Here is a 26079-nt window from a genome sequence, read left to right on the forward strand (position 1 = left end):
GGTCTTGTTGAACAATGGCTAAAATAACATCTTGAAAAGACCTCCCTGAGTGGTTCTCGCTGGATAATTATGAATGTTTTAAAGATTATAGTTATCCAGTGCTTATTAGAGAGCTAAGCTTACGTCAAATGATTATGAAGGAACTGAAGGCTTGTAGACTAGGAACACTTGAGCTTGCTTATAGTGACATATGCAAGCAACGCTGGCTTGAAAAGGATCTTTTCAAAGCTATTAATGCAGGCTGTGTAGAGCTTTCCAAAGTTGTCAGCAAACTACCAGAAGGAAAGCCACTCAATATACCGTCGGACCCGTTTGATTTAGCTAACTACTCATACCCTAATGGTTGTGATGTGATGAGCCTGATGACGCCCAAAAATATTGAAAATCTACATGAAGTAGGAACAAGCTATTTGAGCGATACTAAAAATGTATCAAAAGGGTATTTGGAGACAGTAAAGTGTGCAATTCCTTTAGCAACTTTACTTTCCGACAAAGATGGTAAAAGTAGTATCCGTGAGGGCGAGCTAATAGGCTCTATACCTATCAATATTGACCTGGCTAACTATCCTGACAAGGAAATATTGAAAGTTATGCCAAAACTTTTGAAAGCATGGCGTAGCGAATTAGATATAGCAGAGCCAGCGAGTCTTCCTAACCCTAGAAAAGGAGATCGCGAAAAGTTTTTAGACTATAAGATACTTCCACTTTATGACTTGCAGCTTTGGCTAGAATTCAAAAAAGCTCATATCAAGTTAAGCGTTCTAATAGTTACGTTGTTTCCTTACGGTGAGTTCGGGGAAGGGGAATACCGTAATGTAATAACTAAGTTTAAAACTAAGATTGAGCATCCCCACTATCAAAATAATCAAACACTATAGAAATAATTTCAAAAATTCTTACGAAGAAAAAGAACTATTTTTTATGTGTTAATTTATAGATAAACGACGTTGATAATTGCTCCTGTACTTAATCAAACAGGGCGAGACCATGACAGACATAACCATCCTTCGTTTACCAGAAGTTCTTATTAAATCCGGAAGTAAACGCTCAACACTTTGGCACCAAATCAAAGAAGGTATCTTCGTACCGCCTATAAAGCTAGGGGGCCGTTCCTCTGGTTTCATTAAGCATGAGATAGAAGCCGTAATAGCAGCCAGAGCATTAGGTTTACCGGAAACTGAAGTTAAGAAGTTGGTAAGAAATCTGGTGGAACGTCGGAAGCAATCCGCTTCAAAACTTCTTCAAGAACTCGTAGCGTAAGGGGACTGTCATGAAAAATGAAGCTGCCCCGAAGGGCAACAACATCAATCAAACCATTACCAATTTAACCGCATCAAAAGACCCTGGCAAGCTTAAATCTATGCTTTTACGGTTTGCGAATGGTGCTCAGTATCATCGGTTCAGTGCGGAACGAGTAGGTGATCATTGTCTACCAACTACAATCAGCGTTCTTCAGAAGATGTATTCCATTAGCTTTGATAGAAAACGGGTAAATGTAAAAAATAGATACGGGGGCGAATCATCAGTTTGTTTGTACTGGCTAAGTGGCCGCTCGTTGATAGTAGCCCGAAAGATTGCAGGTATAGAAAAGGGGGCTGCATGAATAGCCCGTTAAAAACTATTCTGGATAGAGGTCACACAGTCGAAGTAGAGAACGGTAAGCTTTCAGTCACTGGCGATACTTCAAGGTATACAAGTGATTGGTATAGACGTTACTCAAAGGCCATCATCAAGCATTGGTCAAAGTTAACGGACTTACCTATTTATTCATTCATTGGTTTTACTGTTGGCAACTATGAATATCAAAAAGCAGGGCGATCAATTCATTGCCCAGGGTGCCGGCTACAATTGTTCAATGTGGTCACTGGCGAAGAGGTAGCCGCCATTTTCAATGTTGTATTGAAGTACAGTAAATCAACCAAGTGTAATAGCTCCGGCGCACAGTATAAGGGCAAGCGGTTCAGGGTTACTAGAAACCACGCGCTCTATCGGTTGTGGCTACATTTAGGCTTACCGGAACCGAGAAGGCCGAGCGAGCTTTATAAAGGCTTGGGAAAATTGAACGGTTTGTTTGTTACAGCGAAACTAAAAAGCCCGGGCAAATTAGATAACAGTAGCATTACCAGCCTACACGCTTCTAGTCATGAAATACTGCGTTTAGCTGGTGGCAGGGAAGTGGCAGATAAGTGGCAAGGAAGTGGCAAGCAGGTGGCAAGCGTAGGTGGCAACACTGAGTGGCAAGGCCAAGTGGCAAAGGCTGGTGGCAAGCATTCAGCGGTAGCCAGTGTTACGCAAGGCGTAAGGCCTAATTTAAAGTGCGTGTCTAATCATGCAAGTGTCGATGTCAGTACGGATGACCAAAGTACGAGTCTTTCAAAGTACGAATTAAGTAATCAAGTAATGAAGGATAAAGAGCCTCCTTCTAATTCTGTTAAGAAGGCTCCCCAGGAACAGACAAATGATGAATGGTTACAAGACTATGACAATGCGAGCTGAAACCGAGTCGACCCGCAGTTAACTTTCGAGCTTTTTACGGCAAGCATCTTTAACCCAATCTGATAAACCAATCTTAGGTGTTGAAGCTCGTTGGTTTTCATTTGGGTTATCTGGCAACTGTTCGTAAATTTGGTTCAACAGGTCATCTTCAAAACGAATATTGACCCGCTTAGAACCTTTACGTTCATCGGGACGCTTTGCAGAACTTTTATTTTCCTCTTGCATTGGGTGTGTACCACTTCTATAGTGTTGGGTGTGTACCAGAGAATATACAGCAAGTTTAAACAAACTTACATAAAGGGACTGTTATGGATATTAGTCAAATAACTAAGGCCGCTACACAAAACGCAATGAAGCAGCACTTTGAGACCAGTAGCAAAAACGTCACAAAAGCCTATAGCGTGGCAAAGCTTATGGAGGTTGTTTTAGATGAAGAGATAGATTTAGACAAAGACATACTTCAAGGTGCCACCACAACTATTGCTGACTTGCTTGGTGAAATAGAAGAGGCCCGAACTGAGCAACTTATCTGGGAACGTGAAAAGAATACCCCAGAAGAAGCCTAAACCCCGCTATAAATTGGCACTGACTAAAGGAAAACGAATAATGTTAGATGCGAAACCACTTATAGATTCACTAAGCGAACTTGATCTTCAGGACTTGAAGGATGGGCACCTACAACAAATTTTCAGTATAAATAAGTTGCTGGCAGATGTAGCCATGATGGCCGACCACTCTATTGATATTCAAGAGTACAACGGGGTTACATGGGCATTAAGAGACTTGATTCACCAATACGAGCTGGCGGATAAAAAACTAAAAAACATTGCTGAGAAGCGACGTGACCAAATAAAGCAAGTAAGGCTTTAACGAACCCCTGACCCTCTAACCCCTCTCTGCGCAACAAACTACAATCTATAGTAGGTCGAAACATAGCGGTATCGGCCTTCTATTTTAAAACCTCTTCTAAGGTACAGTTATCAGTTTTAAATTCTTGGGTAAACTAGGATTACTATCGAATGGGCAAAGCAAAATGGATAACTTAACCGAGCAAGTCGAAGTCATATTGTGGAATTTTTTAGCCCTCAGCGACACAGGAAGAGAAAGATTTATCATACCCCATGATGACGTAGTGATCTCACGTAAAACTGCTGTAAGACTGCTTCAGGAAGCGCAAGAAAAAATCTGACCATTAGGTCAAAATTCGACGGGTCCCTTTGCTAAACTCATACGTGGGTAATTCGCAGCACATAGCTCACCTCGTGCGTGAGTTCTGAAACCCGTGACAACGACAACACCGCATCAACATACGCTAACTTAATCAGATATTTAAACAATTTTTGATGCTTTCTTAGTTGTGATTTAAATGGCGCCAAAAATCTGAACTTCGGCGTCAATGAATTGACAGTTGTCACAATATGTGTTGATAATGCGAAAACCTCACAAAAGGAATTGTTATGAAAAAACTACTTACAGCTCTCGCGTTACTTTTACCTACTTTAGCCAGCGCAAGCTTGACCTATACTTACGAGCAACCCCAGCTAGACGGAAAAACATTCACTGTCAGCGGGTCAAATTATGGTTTTGTCACCTCTTTGTATTTCGGAGAAAATGAATTTGAGTATGGTTATAGTATGGACCCACTGTATTACAGTTGGGATATCAACCTTGATCCTATGACTACCAGCTCTGAATTAGTCGGCGAGGATTTCTTGCTTATGGCCATGGGTAATGGTTTTTACGGAATGGAAGCGAACTATACTGGTCCTCGTAAGAGAAATGTACGAGGTGGTTTTAACATAGACGTAATCTCACAATTTTTCTCGTATGACCCTAGTACTGGTAAAGATTATTTGTCCCAATTGAACGACGGTTTTCAACTATCTTTGATGTTGTTTACAAAAAATGGGAATGGATATGATTACTACGTCGGTGACGATATCACGCTCGGGTTTGGCGCTGGAAATAGTTGGACATTATCAGACAGTGTTACTTTAGTTCCTGAGCCATATACAGCGACACTATTTGGACTTCCTTTAGCCTTGCTTGGCTATAGGCGTATAAGCCGTAAATAATATTGATAGGTCGCTCAATGCGGCCTTTTTTATGGCTTTGGCGTCAAATTAAGGTACTTCTATACCTTCTCATCATTACGGGTACGCAGCAGCGCAAGGTTTCTCTATATATGACTCATTATTGCTGGTGGTTGTTGTGTTATAAGGGAAATGGTGAAGAACAACACTGAATACACACCACAACCATGCGCAACTCGAGCAGAGTTGTAAGCTGGTAAAAGCTGGCGTAATGTGATGATTAATTAAACAGGGAGTGTTAACAATGAAATACATTATTTTTGCGATCGTAGTTTGTTTGTCCGGGTGTGTGTCTTATGGCAATCAAATTGATAAGAGCTACGCGCAGCAATTAAAAAAAGGTGTGACCACGGAACAGGAAGTAATGGCCAACCTGGGGAAGCCGCAAACTATAACCATGAATTCCAATGGCAATAAGATCTTGCATTACATGTATACCACCAGCGCAACAAAAGCCAGTAGCTTTATACCTATCTATGGCGCGTTTGCTGGTAGAGCGACCTCAGCAACAACTATGTTGACTGTTACACTGGATGAGCAGGGCGTAGTGAGCGACTGGAACTATTCTGAATCAGCTTCTGATATTAACACAGGGCTATTTGCAAACTAACATGCCATAAGGGGAGGGGTAGGGTAAATCTCTATAGCCTCCCTATACAGCACCGCTGCAATAACCTTTCTTGCCCACCCGCAACTTTGAATACTTTTTCATATAAAGAAATCAGAGCGAAATGGGTTTTAGTAACACTGAAAGTAACATCCTAGATATCGAGAAAGCTCAAATTTGCATACAATCATATCGTTAGGTTCTTGGTTCAGTGTTGCCCCTGGGCACCATTCCTTTCTTAAGTAAAGCAATTGCTACCAAAAGTTATAAGGCCCCGCTAATAACAAACTAGCAGTGAAACAAGTGTGCAAAATTGCTCGTAATAAGAAAGGGCGCTGAACATCCTCCGTTCAGGGCAAAACAAAGGTCTTGAAAACAGCTTTGTCTTAAATAGATTTTGATGGTGCTTAAGGGTTAACGGTAAACGTAATTTCAGTCTCAGTTTCAGGTTCTTATTTCTTCCCCGATTCATTTTTATAGTCTAATGCTGTTCTATACCAAAGTTGCAACCCGCGTATTTGCGGGGATACGCCTTTAACGACAGGTATACCCATGTTTAATCTTCATACCTACCAATCCCCGGGTAACAGGATATATTTAAGATGTCTTAAGTGAGGGTAGTATGAACATTAAAACCAGGTTAAATACGCAGGATTTCACCCAGGCCTATAAAAATTTGGGTCGCTTTCTTTTTCAGCATCCGGCCATTGCGGCAGTATTACTATTATTAGCAGGGCTGGTTAGCCAACTGTCAGTTACTCAGTTTCCGCTAAAAATGGCAGCGCTGGTTGCTTTAATTGGTTTTAGTGTTGCTATTGTGACGACCCAATACAGAACAGGTTCTCTTAGCCAACTGCTGGCTGAATTAAAATATCAGCAGCCGGTTTGGCTGGTGGTGATTACCGGAGTGGGCATATTGAGCTGGGGTGGCCTTTGGGTTGCTCAACAGATGCTAGCACTAAAAGGTTTTGAGCAGGCTTCGGACCACTCTGCAAATACAATGTTCGATGGACCTGCTGTAGGTGGCATGGTGATAGGTGCGGCGTTGGTTTGTATGGCTCAAATATTGCCTTTGGTGCTGGGGTATTTTTGTCACAGTCTTGGTTTGAATAAGCAGCAAGGTGAAGCTATCTGGCTAAAATTACTGACTCAAATAAAGATGCTGGTGGCCTTTGTCCCCATTGCGAGCCTGGCGGTGGGTGCGGCCCTGGCCGGGTTTGACGTAAGTACCTTGTTTGTCATGCTAAGCGCGCTTTACGCTACTTTTGTTTTATTTATTGTGTTTGAAATATCCCCGTGTGCACCCCGGGAAGTATCGCGTTTCATTGCCGCTCCCCAGTCGGGTCAATGCTAGCTGTAATCGCTTAATTGCTGAGACACTTTTGACCCGAAGGTTTACCCAGGACGCTATGGTTTTTTACCTGGATGTTTGAGATTTATAAACAATTTGAGGTTTTCTGATAACCAATTATTCAGGTATTTAATTATTAAGGTATTCAGTTATTACATAGGGTTTCGCAGGCTGGGCATAAGCAGGATATATTAATAAAGGGCGCGGTTTAGCTAATACAGAAGCATTGGGCTTCGTTTTAACGCAAGATAAAGTACTTTTTTAACCGATAAGGTTGATGTGAAATTTACCAAACCCTTCCAAATGCTTCGGTTAAATACTTCTGCTGATCAGCTCAACTCAAGACAGAACAGTATGGTCTTAACGACCAAAGTTGTTACGAACTACACACATAGCAATTTCGGCCCTGCGCTTTAGCCTGATAAAGAAGCTGGTCGGCCCGTGAAATAACCTGTTCTATCGATTCGTGGCCCCCAGGAGTGAAAATAGCGTGACCAATACTTACCGTAACCCGGCCTAAATCTGCGTTATTGTGTTTAATGTTTAACGAATAGATGGTTTCTAATAAACGCTGGCATACGACCTGCGCCCCAGCTCTATCGGTATTAGGAAGCAGGATTAAAAATTCTTCGCCTCCAATCCGAACCAAATGGTCCATAGGACGCATCAGGCTTTTTTGAACAGTATTTGCCAATAGCCACAAACATTTATCGCCGGCAGGATGCCCGTATTCATCATTATATTGTTTGAAAAAATCAATATCAAAAATAGCGATGGAAAGACATTGCTTATCGCGTTCGACATCTTTGACAATATTTGGCAGGCGTTCATCCAGATAATGGCGGTTATACGTACCGGTCAGTCTGTCGGTATAAATTAACGTTTCTAACAAATCAGATTTAAGTTTATGGGTTAACTGAAACTTTACCCGGTTGCGAAAGGTGGTAGCGTGGATAGGTTTGGTAACAAAATCTACACCTCCTGCGGCCCAGCATCTTTCCTGCTCTTCATCTTCACTACTGGCGGTCACAAAAATAACCGGGATATGATCGGTATCTGAGTTGGCGCGCAATTTCTGGCTGAGTTCGTGGCCGCTGGTACCCGGCATATTAACATCGCTAATAACGAGATCAGGTTGCTGTAGCTGACAATATACAAATGCTTCGTCTGCGCTCATTGCCGTATGGCACCGGGTAATATCCTTAAGCAGAGTTTCCATAATAAGTAAGCTGGACTCTTGATCATCAACAATCAGCACACGGCAGTCTTTCAGTGTTCGGTTAGTGGTTTGTTCGAAATTCACAAAGGCTCCCGGCCGTGTCTTAAAATATGTACCGACTGTCCACACGCTGCAAAGCATATACCTCTGTAAGCAAGAACACACTGATACCACTTATTCTCAGTATATCGAACGTTTTTTTGAGGCCGCAAGACATCGTTTTATTCAGTCGGATAATCAATAGCAGATTTAGTATAAATCAAATCTTTTAAAGCGGGGGATTATCCGACGAACAAACGTATGCCTACAAATACATATAAAGCCAGGTTTATAAACCAGCCGCCTAAAAAGAAGTAGCTTCTCGGGCTTGGGTTCTTTTCTGTAGCAATAGTGTAGTACAACAACATATGACCAAGTCGGGCTAACGCATAAGCCCAAACCAATGCGCCGAGTATAGCTGCATCGGCGCCCGCTATAATTGCGATAATAACGGGGACAACAAATACCGCGAGGTTTTCAAGTGAATTTTGAAATGTACGATGAGTTCTGAATACTAACGAGTCATGACTAAGGTTTTGGCTTAGCTTTCCAGGTGGCGAAGCATCCTTTTTGCTGTGAACAACTGCGGCAATAAAGCTTTGAACAAAAACCATGAGTAAGATAAACCACAGTCCCGCAAGGCTCCACCAATAGGTATGAGTCATTATTTTCTCTCTTATTGATTATTATTTTGTAGATAAAAAGTATCGCGGTTTACCCGCCAAACTCCTGCGTATGCCGCCTTTTGCTCACCATTTTCCTGTTAAAATATATAGCAAAACCATCATCGCTATTGAGGATGGATCAAATAATAAAAAAGCGCTATTTGATAAACAGCGCTAATGTATTTATTAAACCCATTAGGGCCGGCTTACTGATATTAACCAGAATAGACCACCCATTCATCATAGGTATATCGGCGGATCAGTTGGAGACATACCCGCTCAGGATTCAGGAACTACTTAGATTTCGGCATCAGAACTTTTTCGATAACATGAACAATGCCGTTACTGGCACGAATATTTTCTTCAACAATCAGCGTTTTTTCTACCGTTAGTCGGCTGCCTTTTACCAATAGCTGCAAATTTGTGCCTTCTAATGAATCAGCGTACTTGTCTGCTGCTGCTTGTTCAGCGTCGACCCGACCTTCAGTAATGTGGTAAGACAATACTTTAATTAATCTTTCTTTGTTTTCAGGTTGAAGCAGCTTTTCAAGCTGGCCTTCTGGCATTTGTTCAAACGCAGTATTGTTGGGTGCAAAAATAGTAACATCGCCGGAGTCTCTCAAAATATCAGTGATACCGGCGACTTTGAGTGCTTTTACCAGGGTAGAGAATCGCTCCTGCTCCTGCAAAACTGTCGCAATATCCTGTGATTTCTTTTCTTCAGGTTGATTCGCTACCGCTGACAGACTCAAAAGAGTGCAGGTTAGCGCAATAACGTATTTTGTATTTTTCAAAAGTTTCATTTTTTTCTCCACTGGGTGAAAACCATTTAATTTGTTATCTATAAGTACGTGATACACCCAATCTGGATTGAACAGAGCAAAGAGATCTCCTGAACCGCTCAAAAAGGTATATAATGTAAAGACGATGTGAACAGTTAGCGTGGCTTCGCCCTCAGGAGGTGAATATGCAAACTATCGCTATAGCGGCTTTAGCGGTCGTACTCATCGGCACAACAGGATGCGCCAGCAAAATTCATACAGAACCTGAGCAGGTGCGGGTACTGCGTGATGATCTATTTCCCAGTTATCATTTGTTTTCAGTAGAGTCAGCCAAAGAAATTTTTAGTCTTGATGATCAAGCCAGTGACTTTGTACGTCAGAGCCAGTCGGTTCAGCGCGTTCCCCATGCAAATATGCGTGAGCTTTTAAACCGAATATTTGACTATTCTGAGCTGGGTCTGCTGTATCAGAGTAGTGCTAATTCGGTTGCCAGTGAAACCTTTGCCAACCGAGCAGCTAACTGTCTTTCTCTATCAGTAATGACCTACTCAATGGCAAGAGCCGCGGGTTTTACTGCTCAATTTTATCAGGTAGATATTCCAGAGTACTGGACCAGAAGAGACGGATATAACCTTCTCAACGGGCACATAAATCTTCGGGTCCAGGTTGCTCAAAATAGTCATCAGCTAAATCTCATGACCCCATATATGGATGTCGATTTTGATCCTCAAACCGTGCGTAGCCGCTTCAAAAGAGTGCCTATCAGTAAGTCTAGGGTCGTTGCCATGTTTTATAATAATAAGGGCGCAGATGCGCTGATGGCCAATAGTTACTCTCGGGCTTATGCCTACTTCAAAGCAGCCGCCAACGCCGATTCACAATTGGGTCAGGTATGGGTGAACCTGGGTGTGTTGTATCGTAAACATCAGGCTTACCCGGCCGCTGAAAAAAGTTATCAGCAAGCCATTGCACTTGATTACAACAATTTAACTGCATGGGAAAACCTGGCTATTTTGTATCGACTTACTCAGCGTAACGAAGAAGCCGACTTAATCCACGCACGTATTTCAGCGCAGCGCGACTCGAATCCTTTTTATCACTTTATTTTAGGTGAAGAAGCTTTAGAGCAAGGTCAACCTAAAGTTGCCCTTGTGCATTATCGTACCGCTTTGCGGCTGGACAGGTCTCAACATGAAGTTATGGCTGGAATGGGTAGGGCATTTTACGAGCTGGGCGATATAACCCAGGCAGAGCGGTTTTTAACTCGGGCAGCTAATTTGGCGAGCTCAGAGCAAGACAAAGCGCGTTACCAAAGCAAACTATCGGCATTACAAGCACTGAATTAGCCAAAAAAGCCGGCGTATAAAACTAATGCCGATCAGTTAAGAATTTAATGATCGGTTGACCGATCTTTGTAAGGCTTCAAAATCCGGTATCAGGTAACTGATATCGGATTTTTTTATGGACGTTTCTCAAGCTTTAGACATCATCAATACTGTTAAGCAGCCTCAGGTTAAAGCTCTGTCAGACCTCATCCCCTTAGAACTGATTGAGCAGGCTTATCAGATGACGGATACGGTCACCTTGCGCAAACGTAAGTTACCGTTGGAATCTTTGGTATGGCTGCTTGTGGGGATGGCTTTATATAATGACAAATCGATATCCGACGTGGTGAACCAACTGGACATTATTGACCGTGAGGGTAAGCCCTTTGTGGTGCCAAGTGCGTTAACGCAGCGTCGTAAAACCCTGGGTGAAAGTGGAGCAAAGGCGGTATATCAGCAAATGACCGCGCATTGGATCAGACAGGCAAACTTGCCTCAGTGGAATGGGCTGACGCTGTTAGGCGTCGATGGTGTCGTCTGGCGTACCGAAGATACGCCAGAAAACGCCGACGCGTTTTCACGCCAAAAAGACTCTCTTTACCCACAAGTAAGAATGGTTTGTCAGATGGAGCTAAGTACCCACCTGATGACGGGAAGCGCGTTTGATAGTTACGCCGTCAATGAAATGAAGCTGGCCGAACAGCTTATCGAAACCACTCCGGATAATAGTGTCACCCTGTTCGATAAAGGGTTTTACTCCCTGGGCCTGTTACATCAGTGGCAGCACGCAGGGGAAAACCGGCACTGGCTTATTCCTGTTAAAAAGAATCTGCAATATCAGGAAATTCGCTCTCTAGGACGCAATGATAAACTGGTCAGTCTGAGTAGTAATCCCCGCTCTAGGAAGTTATGGCCGAGATTACCATACAACCTGACCGCTCGTATTGTGAGCCGAAAAATCAAAGGCAAAACCTATGAAGTGCTTACGTCAATGACCGATGCCATGCGCTACCCTGCAGCCGATATCGCTGACTTATACGGGCATCGCTGGGAGATTGAACTCGGTTACAGGGAGCAAAAACAATATATGCTGGGGAACCGTCTGACCCTACGTAGTCGCTTGCCTGAATTAGTGAAACAGGAACTGTGGGGGGTATTGCTGACCTACAATCTGGTGCGATACCAGATGGTTCAGATGTGCTTTAACCTTAAAGGAAACTACCTGCCTTACCAGCTTAGTTTTAACGGCGCGCTGGCTCAGGTGACGTCGCTGCTGGTCGGTCTGCCTTATTCAACGCCCGGCGCTATTCCAAGGCAGTATAAATACCTGCATAAAATGGCTGAGAATCTTATTCTGGCTCCACGACGAGAACGAAGCTTTCCCCGAACTGTTAAGCAGAGACCACAGCGATACAGCAGAAAGAAAAATGCCGCTCACCTTAAGTGAACGGCATTAGCGTATAAAACCGGCTTTTTTAATTTTTGAACGGGAGTTTAAATAACGCCCAGCTCTTTAAGCCGTTCCTGAAGGTACGAGCCCGCAGTATGGCGTTCTGACAACTTTACGTCCGGGCGAGGATGCAAAAACAATGGCAACGAAATACGTGACTTCGTCATGTCGGTGTTATCTGGGTTAACCACCCGATGCGTAGTTGAAGGGAAGTGATTGCCCGAGGCTTCCTGCAACATATCTCCAATGTTTACAATCAAATTTCCGAAGTCGCATGGCACATCTAACCAGCTACCATCACGCGCTTTAACCTGCAAGCCGGGTTCGTTTGCGGCTGGCAATATTGTAATCAGATTAATATCTTCATGAGCGGCGGCCCGAATTGCATCAGGCTCTTCATCGCCATTTAATGGCGGGTAGTGAAGTATGCGCAGTAGCGTTTGATCGCTATCTTCAATCATCTGCGATAGAGGCTGGCTGTAAGAGCTCGCAACATCTTGTGGCGAGTAATCTTCAATCCACGACAGTAGTTCCTGCGCTAATTCGTTGGCTTCTTTGTAATACTGCTCAAGCTGTTCCCGTAGCTCTGGTGGGCACTGGCCCCAAGGATAAAAGTGGTAGTATTCTTTGATATCTTTCTTGGTATTGCCTTTGGCGGTTTCAGATACACTTTGAGGGAAGAAACCATCCTGAGTGCCTTTATTATAGACATACTTGTGTTTTTCTTCGCTATCGAAGAATTTTTGCCAGGTATCATAAATATCTGTCACTTTTGACTGCTGGATTGGATGATTTTTTAACACCCCAAAGCCAGTTTCACGTAATGACTCTACAAAATCTTCTTTGGCAGTCTCAGATTGATAATCAACAGCAACTAATGGCATAACAGTGTCCTGTATAACGCGAAGAGCACTATAAATCGTGCTCATTCTTAAAAAAACAATGACGGCCGTGGGTTAACGAGTCCGTCCAAAAGCGGTAATGTATAAAAACTTGACTGTTTAGTCTACTTAATGTGCATTTAACCTAATGCAAAAAAGAAGCCTGCCAGTGCAGCACTCATCAAATTTGATAATGTGGCTGCAATAACGGCCTTTAAACCCAGCGTGGCGATTTCTTTGCGCCGTGAGGGAGCCATGGCTCCGATGCCCCCCATTAAAATAGCAATGGAAGAAAAATTAGCAAAACCACATAGAGAAAAAGTAACAATAGCTTGGGTAACCGGAGACAGCTGCGCCTGGTGAGAAACAAAATCCAAGTAGGCGACAAACTCATTCACCACAATCTTTTGACCAATGAAGCTTCCTACCAATTGAGCCTCATCCCAGGGCACCCCAAGTACCCAGGCTAGAGGCTGCAATAAAAAGCCTAATATGCCCTGAAACGATAATTCTTCATAACCGAATAAACCGCCCCCCCAGCCGATGATGCCATTCAACATTGCAATTAATGCCACAAAAGCGAGCAACATAGCGCCCACATTTATGGCCAGTTGAACTCCCGATGCGGCCCCACTGGCAGCCGCGTCAAAAACATTGGCATAGTTGGTATCTTCGGCCTGAATGTCGGCCAATTCATCTTTTGCTTGTTCGGTTTCAGGCTGAATAATTTTGGCCATCAGCAGACCGCCTGGGGCCGCCATAAAGCTTGCTGCAAGCAAATACTTGAGTTCTACGCCCATACTGGCGTAACCCGCCATAACCGAGCCTGCAATAGACGCCAGTCCTCCAACCATGACTGCGAACAGTTCTGATTTGGTCATATGTGGGATAAAGGGCCTGACCACAAGCGGCGCTTCAGTCTGACCGACAAATATATTCGCCGCCGCCGACATAGACTCTGGGCGACTTGTCTTTAGCAGCTTTTGAAGAAGACCGCCAATCAGCCGAATGACCCAGTTCATAATGCCTAAGTGATACAACACGGCAATAAGAGCAGAAAAGAAAACAATAACTGGCAAAACGTTAAAAGCAAAGATAAACCCCATACTTTGGTCACCCATGGGACCAAAGATAAAGTTTATACCTTGCTGACTATAGCCAATAATATTGCCGACAAACTTTGTTGCCGCATGCAGGAATTGAATTCCAGGTTCGAAATACAGAATAAAAGCACCAATAAGTGCTTGTACCGCAAATGCGCCACCCACTGTACGCCAGCTAATGCTTCGGCGCGAAGATGACAATACAAATGCAATGCCAAGCAATATCACAATGCCCAGTAAACTCACCATAGGGTAATTCCTTTATTATTATTTTATTGTATTGCCTGTTGAATATGGGACTTGATGACATCCAGAGCTATTTGATTTTTTCCACCCTGGGTTACAACTACATCGGCAGTAAACCGGCTTGGCTCGATAAACTCATGATACATGGGTTTAACCGTAGATTCGTACTGGCTGGCCACTGATTCAATAGTCCGTCCGCGCTCTTTTACATCACGCATCATTCGTCTCATCAAACATATATCTAACGGGGTATCGATGAATATTTTAACGTCATACATAGGCAGTAGCTCAGGACGAGCTAACAACATGATACCTTCAAGTATAATGACCGGAGCAGGGTTAAGGCGCTCTGTTTCGGGAAGCCGGGTATGGGTTTTAAAGCAGTAGTGAGGGTAGTCAATAGGCTCGCCGTGACGCAATGCCTGTAAATGTGCTTTAAGCAACTCATGCTCAAAAGCATTGGGGTGGTCATAATTATTTTGCTCACGTGCTTCCATAGGCAAATGGTCCTGCGCGCGATAGTAATGATCTTCACGCAGAATTTGGACCGGTTGCCCCTGAATGGCAAACGCATTAAGCAAATTTTCGGTAAAAAGTGACTTACCAGAGCCTGACGCTCCGGAAATAGCGATAATTAATGGAGATTGCATAGTGATTTGGGCTGATTTTCCTTGTGCAAAGATACGCAATCATGCCCGATGAATCAATGTTAAGTTGATATTTATCTTTATTTGGATCAGTCCTTGCTTACTGTGGTTATGACTGATAACGCGTTTAAAAGGCGTTAGTTTCCAATTATTTCAACATCTTGTTCTTGTAAGTGCGTAAGTGCGAAAGAATGTTGTTTTGATCTTGAGCCTTCTCCCTGGGCGCGGGGTGGATAATATTTTTCTTTGGCGTCGCTGAACTGGCTGAAGACCTCTTCTAATGCTGAGCGTATTTCGCTTAATGTTTTATCTAAATTAGCGTTAAAGTCGGGTCGCTTTCTTTTGGTGTGCCCCAGCTCTATTAACCGGCTGAACACGGAATTTGCTGCACTAATAAGTTCAGGCGGCACATCTTTATGATGCAGTAGCGGTGTATCGGGATGCTCAATACAATATTTCACCAGCGCGACATAAAAACAGAAAGGTTTGTTTTGTAAAAGCGGGTGCGTATTGTCAACACCATTACCAATGGTCTTTTTATGTAAGTCGATAACCAGGCGCGGTTGTGGGGTATCTTCCAGGGCGTCGTCCACTGCAGCTAAGCGTTTGGCTTTTTGCGTTTGTCTGATACGTACTAACATGGGGGCCAGTATCAGCGCTCCGACAACACTGGCGGGGTGCAGCTCAATGATATACCACCAGTTTGATTCAGATACAGAAACACTTAGCCGCTGTTCGGCATTTTGCATAGTAAACGTCGTTTCCCCACTATGTTTTGCCCGCAAGGTGTCAGTGCCGTTCACGCCTTGCAAACTGACCAGCCTAATCGGAAACCCCTCATCGGTAAGCGTTTGATTAAACTTATCAATGTAGCGCGCCACGGCAGACTGGTTAACAGGCGTATTCAACGTTTTGTTACCGATATCTAAATACGCGCTATCTAAACTAACCCGTTGCTTTAATGCGTCAAATGCCCGATGGTAAGCAATACTATGTCCGGCAAGCTGGCCTGCAGAAATGAACATTTGAAACAGGATAAACAAACCCACGGCAACGCCGAGCCCTTTTAACCACTGTTTCGCTGAATACTGCTTCAAATTAACCCTCTTCATTACATCGGTCTAAAATCTGAATACGTTGATAATAAGTCTTGTCGCTCTGAGCTGTCGCAGACTCTATAATTTGTTGTAGCGCGCAGCGTAAGTCGGTATTACGGGTTTGCATGCGCAAATACCAGCGCATGCCACTGACATTATTCACCAGCGCGGTGATGTAGTTTTTTGACAACTGTTCTTCATCAGCTTTGCTCCAGTAAGAGGCAATGACATCTACCTCACCGGCGCTCAGGGCCCGCCTAAGCTCTTCATGGGAGCTGTAATACAACAAGGTAACATTGTTTTCGCTCAAACCTAATGACTGCATGACCGTTTTTGGAGCCGTGTGACCTGAACGGCTGCTGGGGTAGTCTAAAATCCCTAGACGCTTGCCAATAAGATACTCGCGGGTAAGTTCGGGCTTTTCTCGCAGGGCAATAAAATAGGCACTGTAATTATTGTGCATCGCCAGCGTTTCATAGCCATAGATTTCGTTAGCTCCAAACGCTTCTACAACATTGCTTTTTACCAGCGCTAAGTCACTCACACCATGATTAATATACCGGAATGTGTCGTAGTCGTTCTGACCTACAGTTAGCTGAACATTACCAAACTGCCGGCGGACGATAGGGTTACTACATAGCCTTTCAAGTAGAGGCTCAGCCATACTGCTTTCGGTAAGATATACATTCAGCACGTCTTTATTCGACGACAACGATTTTTCACAATAAATAAATTGCCCTACCTGAGGAGGTACCTGAGAAAACGATGTCTGTTTTTGGTAATAGCCCAAAGCAAAGCAAATCATCGCTGCAGATAGGACTATCAGTGCTTTTCCGTATTTATACATAAGCTCTGGCAATAAATTGCATTGAGGGTTACAAACTTATTTATACCCCCAATTTCACCAGTTAAGCTTATTTATTGCAATAGGTAACTTTACTTTAACAACGTAAACCTATGTAATTTATAGTTATTATACGTTTTATTCTGAATTTTGTTAAACGGTGTTTATCTGAGCAATTTGCGTAAAGAATAGTCGCGATTAAAAAGAGACTCTGGTAATGGCTTTTGCGTAGGGGTTTTGCCGGTTTCAACTTCTGATGAAAAAAATTGATAATAATCTGTATCAGAGGCAGGCATGGCAGGTAAGGTCTTTACTGTCATCAATTTGAAACATAGCGTCCATACAATCTACCGCGCTAAATTAGGCAGCCATCGCCAAAATAAATACAGCTTTCGAAATACAACTACCTACATATATGTAGAAAAGGGAAACACACACATGATCTCTAAATCAAAATTCAGTCGCGTCGCGGTTGCGGTTGCGTTGTCGGTGGGCCTCGCTTCTACCGCAATGGCACAGGAAACTTCATCAGGCATTAGCGGTACTGTTATTAACAGCACAGGCACTACAGTAAGTGGCGCCCAGATTACGTTGTTTGATACTCGTACTGGCTCTACCAAAACACTGGTAAGTAATGCCGATGGTGTCTTTAATACACGTGGTCTACGTGTTGGTGGTCCTTACATCCTTAAAGTTGAAGATGGTGAAGGCTCGCGTATCATTGAAGACGTGTTCCTTAACCTTGGTGAGCCGTTAAACTTGACCGTTACGCTTGAAAACTCTCAGGATATTGAGCAAATCACCGTAACTGGCCGGGCATCTAAAATGATGACCGAAACCACTGGCCCGGCATCATTCTTTGGTCAAGAAGATTTGCAAAATCAACCTACTGTAGATCGTGATATCAAAGATACGCTTGCTTTAGACCCGCGTATTACTATCGACCAAACCAACGGCGATGCAATTCAGTGTGGTGGTTCAAATAACCGTTTCAATAGCTTGACTGTGGATGGTGTTCGCCAAAACGATAACTTTGGTCTGAATAGCAATGGTTATCCTACGGAACGCCTGCCATTCCCTTATGATGCAATTGACCAGGTAGCCGTTGAATTAGCGCCTTTTGATGTCGAATACGGTGGCTTCTCTGGTTGTGCTATTAATGCGGTAACACGTTCAGGGACCAACGAAATTCACGGTAGTGTTTTTTACGATTACACCAGCGACTCTTTTCAGGGCGATGAAATTGAAGGTGACTCGCTGGATGTTCCTGAATATGACGAAACCCGTTACGGCGTGTCAATCGGACTGCCTATCATCAAAGATAAATTGTTCTTCTTTGGTGCATATGAAAAACACGACCCGATTTCTGTTTTTGAATTCGGTCCGGACGATGCTGGTTTTGCTAACCCGCTAACAGGCTTGTCGACAGCTGATTTACAAAATATTGCTCAAATTGCACAAGACCAATATGGTTATACTGTTGGCCCGATTCTTAATTCAGGCGACGAAGAAGAAGAAAAAGTATTATTGAAGCTGGATTGGACGATAAACACCGATCACCGTGCCTCTTTCACTTACCAGAATACTGATGGCAACAGCGTTTCAACAACTGATTCAAGCAGCAACGGCTATGCTTTTACTGATCACTTCTATCAACGCGGAAATGAGTTAACTACTTACTCAGCGCAGTTATTCTCCACATGGACGAATGATTTCGAGACTGAAGCAAAGCTTGGTTATCTGGAAGTAGAGAATGGTCAAAAATCATTCACTACAGATCCCGGCTTTGGCGAATTCAGAATCAACGACGTCAATGGTTATGATATTCACTTCGGCGCTGATGAATTCCGTCAGTCTAATGTCCTCAACTACGAAACATTTTCAGCTAAGCTAGCAGGTACTTACTACTACGGCGACCACACCATTACCGGTGGTTTTGAATACGAAGCAACAGACGTATTTAACCTGTTTAACCCAGGTGCTGAAGGCTTATTTGTATTTGAAGGCCTTGATAATTTTGAGCAAGGTATTGCTGACGAAATCACGTATCGGATTCCTGGCTCACTAGATACAAACGATTCAGCCGCTGAGTTTACCTTTGAAACGACGACGTTTTATGTTCAGGACAAATGGTATGTAACTACTGATTTGTCGTTGACCTTCGGTCTGCGTTATGACAAGTGGGACAGTGATGATGTCCCACAGGCGAACGACCTGTTTGAAACGCGTTATGGTTTCACTAATGCTGTGGCACCTGATTTCAGTCTTGTTCAGCCACGCTTTGGTTTCAACTATAACCTTGACGAAGATACGTTCATCTACGGCGGTGTGGGCCTGTTCGCCGGTGGTAACCCGAACGTCTGGTTATCTAACAACTACTCTAACAACGGTATCACCATTCTTTCTTCTGAAGTAAGCTCAGGTGATACTGACCCTGCAGCTCAGGCAGCACTGAACGCATCAAATACTACAAACTTTGGCCAGGAAGTACCGGATTACCTGGTAGATACACTGGTCGGTGGTGACGGTGATGTTAACGCACTAGACCCAGACTTCGATGTACCGTCAGTATGGAAATGGAATCTTGGTGTTCAGCATCAGTTACCTTATGACGTGCTTGTTGGCGCTGACGTGATCTTCTCACAAATGAAAGACAGTGCAATCACTACGGCATTACACACTGTTGATACAGGTTTGACCGCTCCGGACGGGCGCACAATCTATAAGAGTGTTGATTTGGCAACTGAAGCATGTCAGGCCGATATTAATAGCGACGCGTGTGGCTCTCGCGCTGGTGTAGATTATTATTTAACCAACAGCGACCGTGACGCGAATAACACTGTGTTGTCGTTTTTTGCTGATAAAATATGGGATAACGGCTTTAGCGCCAATTTCTCTTACGCATATACAGATGCAGAAGATGTCAGCCCAATGACGAGCTCAACCGCATCATCAAACTACGGTAACTTGTCTGTTGTTGATTATAACAACCCAGAAGTTGCGACCAGTAACTACGAAACAGAACACCGTTTTGTGCTGCGTTTGTCTTATAGTCATGAGTTCTTTGACGGATACGCATCGCGCTTTAACTTGTTTGCCCAACGTGTATCAGGTAAGCCTTACAGCTACACTTTTGACGGCGACCCAGGTTTTGGTGATGCTCGTGGATTTGAAGACCGCAGTTTGTTGTACGTACCTTTAGAAAATGATCCGCTGGTTATCTACGGGCCTGATTTTGACCAGGCTGCATTTAATGACTTCATTAGCAGCAATGGTTTGACTCGTGGCGCTATTCAAGCACGTAATAGCCAAAACAGTGACTGGTGGAGCCGAGTAGATATTAAATTTACTCAGGAAGTACCAGGGTTTATGGATGGCCATACTGGAGAGATATTCTTCACCATTCAAAACCTGGGTAACTTGTTAAATGATGACTGGGGCGTATATCGTCAGGTTAACTTTGAGTACAACAACCCTGTTGTTGACGCCGAAGTGCAAGGCGACGGCACCTATGTGTATAGCAACTTTGATGGCGACCAAGGTCAACGTGTAAATCAGGAAGCTTCTTTGTGGCAAGCACGTATTGGTCTTCGTTACACATTCTAAGAACGCGCGAAAGTATTGAGCGTGCGCCGTCGTTGTGGGAAGTTCGCGCAGGTATTAGCTACACGTTCTAAGCCTTAAAGTTAAGCGCCCCTACAACGGAGACTGCACGGTTAAAACACCGTTTGCACACATTGCTGCAAACGGTGTTTTTTTATGGGTAATAGCTTTTGCTCTCGACCTTGTAAACACGTTGCTTCAGCTTATAAGCGTTTAAATAAGGGGTGAATATAAACTAATCCATCACAAACTCTGTATTTAAGTTTTTGACTCTTAGGAGAAGCACTATGACGAAACGTTTATTAATGGTTATGACCTCGCACGATATTATGGGCGATACAGGTAAAAAGACGGGCCTTTGGCTAGAAGAGTTTGCTTCACCTTACTATGCGTTTGTTGATGCTAACTACACCATTACCTTAGCTTCCACCATGGGTGGTCAGGTACCTATCGACCCAATGAGCTTAGGTGAGGATGCATTAACGGATGATACCGAGCGTTTTACTAACGACGATCAGGCAAAATCGGCCCTGGCGTCAACTATCCCGTTAGAAGATGTCAGAGCAGATGAATTTGATGCTGTATTTTATCCTGGTGGCCACGGTCCATTATGGGACCTGTCTGACAACGCACATTCTAAACAGTTGATTGAGGATATGCTCAACGCCGACAAGCCCGTGGCAGCGGTATGTCATGCGCCAATTGTGCTGAAAAATGTGCAAAACACCTCAGGCGGATCTATGATTAAGGGTTTGAAAGTCACCGGCTTTACTAACTCAGAAGAAGATGCAGTAGAATTGACGAATGTGGTGCCTTACCTTGTTGAAGATGAGCTGAAAAAAGCGGGCGGCGAGTTTTCTAAGAAAGGCGATTTTGAGTCGTACGTTGTTGAAGACGGTCGTTTGATAACCGGCCAAAACCCACCTTCTTCGCGTCCTGCTGCCGAAGCACTTATTAAGCAGCTGGGCAAATAACAGGAATGACAAAAGGGTCCTGACAGTGGTCAGGCCCTATTCTTTAGCTTTATACATTGTCGAATAAATCTTCTACCCGCTGACGCAAGTCTTCAATCTTTTTAACATCAGCTGGGGCGATGAAAATGGTGTCATCACCTGCGATGGTACCCAATACCCCATCTTTTGAGCTTAGTGAGTCAAGCAGCCGTGCGATTAATTGTGCTGCTCCGGGGCTGGTACGAATAATAACCATTACGTTATTGTGTACAATATCTAAAACAAGTTGTTTAAGCGGGCTTTTTGCTGTGGGCATGCCCATTTCTGGAGGCAGGCAATAGACCATGTCACCACGTGCATTGCGCGTTCGAACTGCGCCAAATTTGCTCAGCATACGCGATATTTTAGACTGGCTGATGTTGTCATAGCCTTGTTCTTTCAGTGCTTCAACGATATCGCCTTGCGACCCATAGCTTTCTGCTTTTAAAATTTCTTTAAACGCTTTAATAAGTTGTTCTTGTTTTTGATTAGCCATAGCGCCTGCCAAAGTTGGTGTTAGTCTCACAAAGAGTTATTATTGTGCCGTAGAGGTGGTCTGGATGCAATTTTATTGCATATTCATGCATAGTCGATGAATATCTTGGTTCATAAAGCTGTGTTTGGGAGTCAACTTCTTCCTACAATTGTTTTTTCGATAGCGTTGCTATAGGGTGACGTACCGTTATATAAACGTGAAATTTCCATAGGAGAAATGTAATGAAAGTAGCCGTGTTAGGTGCTGCCGGTGGTATTGGTCAGGCGCTGTCGCTGTTGTTGAAAACACAACTTCCGGCAGGTTCAGAATTAGCACTTTATGACGTGGCGCCGGTTGTTCCGGGCGTAGCCGTTGATTTAAGCCACATCCCCACCGCGGTAAAAGTAACCGGTCACGGTAAAGATGATTTGGGCGTAGCACTTACCGATGCCAATATTGTTTTGATTCCTGCCGGTGTTCCGCGTAAGCCTGGTATGGACCGGTCAGACCTTTTCAATACTAACGCCAGCATCGTTAAAGCTTTGGTCGAAGGTGTTGCCGAGCATTGTCCTGAAGCGTGTTTGGGTATTATTACTAACCCGGTAAATACCACGGTAGCCATTGCTGCAGAAACGTTAAAAGCGAAAGGCGTTTACGATAAAAACAAGCTGTTTGGGGTTACTACCCTTGATGTTATTCGTGCCGAAACATTTGTAGCCGAGCTAAAAGACGTCGACCCTGCCAATATACATGTGCCAGTAATAGGTGGCCATTCGGGTACGACTATTTTGCCATTGTTGTCTCAGGTTGAAGGCGTAAGCTTTAGCGAAGACGAAGTGTCGAAGCTAACTACCCGTATTCAAAATGCAGGTACCGAGGTGGTTGAGGCCAAGGCGGGTGGCGGTTCAGCGACATTGTCTATGGGGCAGGCTGCTGCACGTTTTTGTTTATCACTAACGGCGGCAATGCAGGGCGAAAATGTGGTTGAGTACACTTATGTACAAACTGATGACAGCGAAGATGCGAGCTTCTTTGCTCATCCAGTACGTTTGGGTCCCAACGGCGTAGAAGAAATTTTGCCCTATGGTGATTTAAGCGAGTTTGAACAAAAAGCAAAAGAAGACATGCTTGAAGGTTTACGGGGTGACATCAAGTTGGGTGTTGACTTCGTAAACGGTTAATTAAACGGAATATATTCAAAAAGCCGGGCGCAACATGCCCGGCTTTTTTTTACCTGTTTGTATTTCAGAACTGCTCAATACCCTGCTTCAGCTATCACGTAGCGTTTAGAGCTTTTCTTGGCTTAGTCCATGACCTTTTTAATGGTTTCTTTAGATAATGGCTTAACAAAGTGGCTATCGAAACCCGCCTGTCGAGAGCGTTCGATGTATTTGTCTGTCCCCCAGCCACTTTGAGAGTAGAACCGTACCGAGTTGGCCTCAGGCGAAGCTTTAAGGATTTTACACAGTTCGTAGCCATCAATGTCTGGCATACCGATATCCAGAAAAACACAGTGTGGTTTGAATGACTTAAACTCTTCAATAGCCTTACGTGGTGAGGTTATGCCTAATGCCTGATAGCCCATTGAGTTAGCCAGCAAGCAATACATGTCGATAAGATCTTCATTGTCATCAACAAACAAAATGCGCTTACCAGAACTTAAGCTCTGACCTTCATCGATATTATCGTGTTTATCGTATGCCAGCTCTGACATAGGAAGTTTTACCGTAAATGTACTGCCTTTACCGGGGCCCTGACTGTTTACACTTACACTACCGTGGTGAAGTGCTACTAACTTACTTACTAAAGTCAGTCCAATGCCCAGACCGCCTTTTGTATGGGTTGAATGCGCTTCGATTTGGGTGAACATATTAAAGACATCTTTCAGGCGATCTTCTGGAATACCCATGCCATTATCGCTGACCCGAACCACCACCATCGTGCCTTCTTTCTTTATACTGATATTAATTTGGCCATTGTCGTTAGTGTATTTAGCCGCATTGTGGATAATATTTGAAAAAATCTGACTCAAGCGTGCTTTATCGCCAAAAACCGTCACTCTTTCACTTAAATATTGAACGTCCAGTGAATGTTGCTTTGTCTTGATGTGCTGATCGACAATTTCCAGCGATTCTGAAATGACCTCATGAATGTTAAGCTTCTCAAATTCTAATTTCACTTTGCCGCGCGTAATACGCGAAACATCCATCAAGTCATTGATTAGCTTAGACATGTACTCGGCTTGTCGATTAATAATAGAGGTGACCCGCTTTCGCGTAGCTTCATCATCGACAGTTTCTAAAATACTGGCCCCTGAGACAATAGGGCCTAAAGGATTGCGTAGTTCATGGGCTAATGTCGCCAAAAACTCGTTTCGGTATTTGTCTTGCTTTTCAAGTTCTTTAATACTGATATGCATACGTTCCTGTACTTCCAACGCATACACCAAAAACATACGATTTAGCCGGTGGGCCGTATTTATGTCTGCATTGTCGAACCGTTTTGAGTGTCCGTGTATGGTGCGCTGGTGAACACTAAACGAGGTTCTGGGCTTAAGCCGGTTTGCTTTTGACGCGTCTTCAGAGGTTTCATCTTCAGCGCCTACCCACTTTTGAACCATGGGCCGCTCTTTACGAAACCAGGCCGTAAAGTATTTCTTTTTCTCAAAAAGCGGAATAATCATAATTCCGGCGATGCCATGCTTTTTGGTCTCGGGAAACTCTTCGAACAAATTGTCGCAAACGTAAGGAAACCCACCGTTGCTTCGTGCCTGGTTAAAAATGTGTTTAGTGACCTCAATCGGCAAATTTTCACCCAGTGTGATGGTTTCATATTCTGAATAATACAAAAAACCGTCGGTATCCAACGCTTCAAGAAACTCAGGCTCGGCATTTTTCACCACTTTGCCAATAGGATTTGAGGGGCCTATTTTCTCGAGCATTGAATCCACCGCCTGCTCGGTTTTTTCAAAGCGTAAGCGCGCTAACTCTTCTTCTTTGGCTTTTAAATGCCAACTAAACAGCTGACTTAAATTTTCACACTGAAGCCGTACATTTTGCGGAATATAGCTCGGCTCACGATGATGACAGGTGATCAATCCATACAAATCACCGTCTGTTACCAATGAAATAGAAAAGGTCGCACGTTGCCCCTGATTTTTAATATATTGCAAATGAATAGGGGAGAAGGTGCGCAGCAATGACCGGGTTAAGTCCAGTGGTTCGCGACCACTTTCTTCAATACTCGGTATTAACGGGGAAGGGGGCAGCTCGGTGTCTGGTGTAAGCCTGACCCAGTTTACTTTATAAAGTTCGCGTGCCTGCGAAGGGATATCTTTAGCCGGAAAATGCAGTTCGTTATAAGAGTCTAAGTCGTCTGCTTTTGCTTCGGCGATAACCTTTCCGGAAAAATCGTCCTGAAACTTATAAAGTACCACCCGGTCCATATTGGTAAGATATTTAATGGTCGACACCATCTCATTTGCCATCTCTTCGAGCGTCGACATTTCTTTAAACCTGGGGGCCACCGTCATAGCGTAAAGCTTAATAAATTGCTCGGCGCTGTAGGTATCCCGAAACTCAGTGGCAGGCTCTAACTCGACAACATAATGCTCACCCGAGTCATAAACCACCGCCAGGTAATCACTTTCAGTATCGGGTTTAAGAACAGATTTTTTTAAATGTAGCTTAATGGGTAACCGAATTTTGTTTTTTGAAACCCGTTCAAAGGTCTCGTTAAGAAAGTTACGTTCATCGGCCTCTGGCGAAAGCAGGTCTAAAAAATGTTTGCCTACAATGCCGTCTTTGAAAATATCCGATGTGTTTTCACTGACTACACTTACTTTTAAATTCTCGTAATTAAACGCGATTAAAAAGCCGTATCCCTGAATACTCTCGGGTATATGGATAGGCTCGTCTTCGCATTTATCAAAAGGCATATTTTGTGGATCGTATGGCATAGGTTTCCTGAAAACAAAATTTATGACAGGGACAACCCATCAAAACAGTCTCGATTGTCCAATAACGTTAAACGAGATTTGAGCAAAATTGTTCAATTAAAAAGTTATTAAAATAAATTAACCAGTATGAAGATAAATCGGATGAAGATAATAGAGGGACGGCGTTGCCAAAAAAAACGGCCAGAATCTACTGGCCGAAATTAACA

General features: G+C 43.6%; 24 protein-coding genes and 1 pseudogene. 14 read left to right on the forward strand and 11 right to left on the reverse strand.

What is annotated here, in order from left to right; translation table 11 throughout:
* Positions 1-47: 47 nt before the first annotated feature.
* The 4 genes and pseudogenes from JK130_RS12785 to JK130_RS12800 all read left to right on the forward strand — a co-directional run.
* Positions 48-878: pseudogene (locus JK130_RS12785) on the forward strand (DUF6387 family protein); the annotation flags it as partial.
* Between the two features lie 109 nt (positions 879-987).
* Positions 988-1260 carry a helix-turn-helix transcriptional regulator gene (locus JK130_RS12790; protein ID WP_218354716.1) on the forward strand — a complete coding sequence of 91 codons (273 nt, stop codon included), beginning with the start codon at positions 988-990 and terminating at the stop codon, positions 1258-1260.
* A gap of 10 nt (positions 1261-1270) precedes the next feature.
* Entirely contained in the window at positions 1271-1603 is a 333-nt protein-coding gene (locus JK130_RS12795) for a hypothetical protein (RefSeq protein ID WP_218354717.1), read from the forward strand.
* A complete protein-coding gene (locus JK130_RS12800) occupies positions 1600-2496 on the forward strand; it encodes a hypothetical protein (protein ID WP_218354718.1) in 897 nt (298 codons plus the stop codon). The genes JK130_RS12795 and JK130_RS12800 overlap by 4 nt, the downstream gene beginning before the upstream one ends.
* 18 nt (positions 2497-2514) lie before the next feature.
* Here JK130_RS12800 and JK130_RS12805 read toward each other — a convergent pair whose 3' ends face one another.
* Entirely contained in the window at positions 2515-2721 is a 207-nt protein-coding gene (locus JK130_RS12805; RefSeq protein ID WP_218354719.1) for a DUF3950 domain-containing protein, read from the reverse strand.
* An 83-nt stretch (positions 2722-2804) separates the two neighbouring features.
* Between JK130_RS12805 and JK130_RS12810 the strand changes: the two genes are divergently transcribed.
* The 5 genes from JK130_RS12810 (at position 2805) to JK130_RS12830 (ending at position 6550) form a co-directional block, all read left to right on the forward strand.
* The gene (locus JK130_RS12810) at positions 2805-3062 is read left to right on the forward strand and encodes a hypothetical protein (RefSeq protein ID WP_218354720.1); all 258 of its coding nucleotides are present in this window, start codon (positions 2805-2807) and stop codon (positions 3060-3062) included.
* Positions 3063-3102: 40 nt separating this feature from the next.
* Positions 3103-3366, forward strand: a complete 264-nt coding sequence (locus JK130_RS12815; protein WP_218354721.1) for a hypothetical protein — start codon at positions 3103-3105, stop codon at positions 3364-3366.
* Positions 3367-3953: 587 nt separating this feature from the next.
* Positions 3954-4571 carry a hypothetical protein gene (locus JK130_RS12820; RefSeq protein WP_218354722.1) on the forward strand — a complete coding sequence of 206 codons (618 nt, stop codon included), beginning with the start codon at positions 3954-3956 and terminating at the stop codon, positions 4569-4571.
* A gap of 262 nt (positions 4572-4833) precedes the next feature.
* Positions 4834-5199 (forward strand): outer membrane protein assembly factor BamE, encoded by a 366-nt coding sequence (locus JK130_RS12825; RefSeq protein ID WP_218354723.1) that lies wholly within the window; start codon positions 4834-4836, stop codon positions 5197-5199.
* A 619-nt stretch (positions 5200-5818) separates the two neighbouring features.
* The gene (locus JK130_RS12830) at positions 5819-6550 is read left to right on the forward strand and encodes a hypothetical protein (protein WP_218354724.1); all 732 of its coding nucleotides are present in this window, start codon (positions 5819-5821) and stop codon (positions 6548-6550) included.
* 373 nt (positions 6551-6923) lie between these two features.
* Here the strand turns inward: JK130_RS12830 and JK130_RS12835 are convergent, their stop codons facing one another.
* The 3 genes from JK130_RS12835 to JK130_RS12845 form a co-directional block, all read right to left on the reverse strand.
* Complete coding sequence (locus JK130_RS12835; protein ID WP_343211001.1) at positions 6924-7850, reverse strand: GGDEF domain-containing response regulator; 927 nt, start codon at positions 7848-7850, stop codon at positions 6924-6926.
* Positions 7851-8047: 197 nt separating this feature from the next.
* Positions 8048-8470 carry an MAPEG family protein gene (locus tag JK130_RS12840; RefSeq protein WP_218354726.1) on the reverse strand — a complete coding sequence of 141 codons (423 nt, stop codon included), beginning with the start codon at positions 8468-8470 and terminating at the stop codon, positions 8048-8050.
* 293 nt (positions 8471-8763) lie between these two features.
* Positions 8764-9273 carry a fasciclin domain-containing protein gene (locus tag JK130_RS12845; RefSeq protein WP_218354727.1) on the reverse strand — a complete coding sequence of 170 codons (510 nt, stop codon included), beginning with the start codon at positions 9271-9273 and terminating at the stop codon, positions 8764-8766.
* 164 nt (positions 9274-9437) lie between these two features.
* Here JK130_RS12845 and JK130_RS12850 point away from each other — a divergent pair, with 164 nt between their 5' ends.
* Positions 9438-10598, forward strand: coding sequence for a tetratricopeptide repeat protein (locus JK130_RS12850; RefSeq protein ID WP_218354728.1), 1161 nt, complete (start codon positions 9438-9440; stop codon positions 10596-10598).
* A 115-nt stretch (positions 10599-10713) separates the two neighbouring features.
* Positions 10714-12024: an IS4 family transposase gene (locus JK130_RS12855; protein ID WP_218354729.1), complete on the forward strand. Its 1311-nt coding sequence runs from the start codon at positions 10714-10716 to the stop codon at positions 12022-12024.
* 47 nt (positions 12025-12071) lie between these two features.
* Here the strand turns inward: JK130_RS12855 and JK130_RS12860 are convergent, their stop codons facing one another.
* From JK130_RS12860 to JK130_RS12880, 5 genes are all read right to left on the reverse strand, one after another.
* Entirely contained in the window at positions 12072-12911 is an 840-nt protein-coding gene (locus tag JK130_RS12860) for an isopenicillin N synthase family dioxygenase (protein WP_218354730.1), read from the reverse strand.
* A gap of 137 nt (positions 12912-13048) precedes the next feature.
* Positions 13049-14260 carry a NupC/NupG family nucleoside CNT transporter gene (locus tag JK130_RS12865; RefSeq protein ID WP_218354731.1) on the reverse strand — a complete coding sequence of 404 codons (1212 nt, stop codon included), beginning with the start codon at positions 14258-14260 and terminating at the stop codon, positions 13049-13051.
* A 23-nt stretch (positions 14261-14283) separates the two neighbouring features.
* Positions 14284-14907 carry a uridine kinase gene (gene udk / locus JK130_RS12870; protein WP_195812178.1) on the reverse strand — a complete coding sequence of 208 codons (624 nt, stop codon included), beginning with the start codon at positions 14905-14907 and terminating at the stop codon, positions 14284-14286.
* 134 nt (positions 14908-15041) lie between these two features.
* On the reverse strand, positions 15042-16001 hold the full coding sequence (locus JK130_RS12875; RefSeq protein WP_246587798.1) for a hypothetical protein: 960 nt from the start codon (positions 15999-16001) through the stop codon (positions 15042-15044).
* Position 16002: 1 nt separating this feature from the next.
* Positions 16003-16848 (reverse strand): type 2 periplasmic-binding domain-containing protein, encoded by an 846-nt coding sequence (locus JK130_RS12880; RefSeq protein ID WP_218354733.1) that lies wholly within the window; start codon positions 16846-16848, stop codon positions 16003-16005.
* A gap of 435 nt (positions 16849-17283) precedes the next feature.
* On the opposite strand from JK130_RS12880, the gene JK130_RS12885 reads away from it, so the two are divergent.
* Together JK130_RS12885 and JK130_RS12890 are read left to right on the forward strand one after the other, a co-directional pair.
* Positions 17284-20451 (forward strand): TonB-dependent receptor, encoded by a 3168-nt coding sequence (locus tag JK130_RS12885; protein ID WP_218354734.1) that lies wholly within the window; start codon positions 17284-17286, stop codon positions 20449-20451.
* A 284-nt stretch (positions 20452-20735) separates the two neighbouring features.
* Complete coding sequence (locus tag JK130_RS12890; protein WP_218354735.1) at positions 20736-21422, forward strand: type 1 glutamine amidotransferase domain-containing protein; 687 nt, start codon at positions 20736-20738, stop codon at positions 21420-21422.
* Between the two features lie 49 nt (positions 21423-21471).
* Here the strand turns inward: JK130_RS12890 and argR are convergent, their stop codons facing one another.
* Positions 21472-21936, reverse strand: coding sequence for a transcriptional regulator ArgR (gene argR / locus JK130_RS12895; RefSeq protein ID WP_218354736.1), 465 nt, complete (start codon positions 21934-21936; stop codon positions 21472-21474).
* A gap of 221 nt (positions 21937-22157) precedes the next feature.
* Here argR and mdh point away from each other — a divergent pair, with 221 nt between their 5' ends.
* On the forward strand, positions 22158-23096 hold the full coding sequence (gene mdh / locus JK130_RS12900) for a malate dehydrogenase (RefSeq protein WP_218354737.1): 939 nt from the start codon (positions 22158-22160) through the stop codon (positions 23094-23096).
* Between the two features lie 122 nt (positions 23097-23218).
* On the opposite strand, the gene JK130_RS12905 is transcribed toward mdh, so the two are convergent.
* Complete coding sequence (locus JK130_RS12905) at positions 23219-25873, reverse strand: ATP-binding protein (RefSeq protein WP_218354738.1); 2655 nt, start codon at positions 25871-25873, stop codon at positions 23219-23221.
* Positions 25874-26079 lie beyond the last annotated feature (206 nt).

The organism is Alteromonas lipotrueiana, from assembly GCF_019249245.1.
Classification (GTDB): Bacteria; Pseudomonadota; Gammaproteobacteria; order Enterobacterales; family Alteromonadaceae; genus Alteromonas; species Alteromonas lipotrueiana.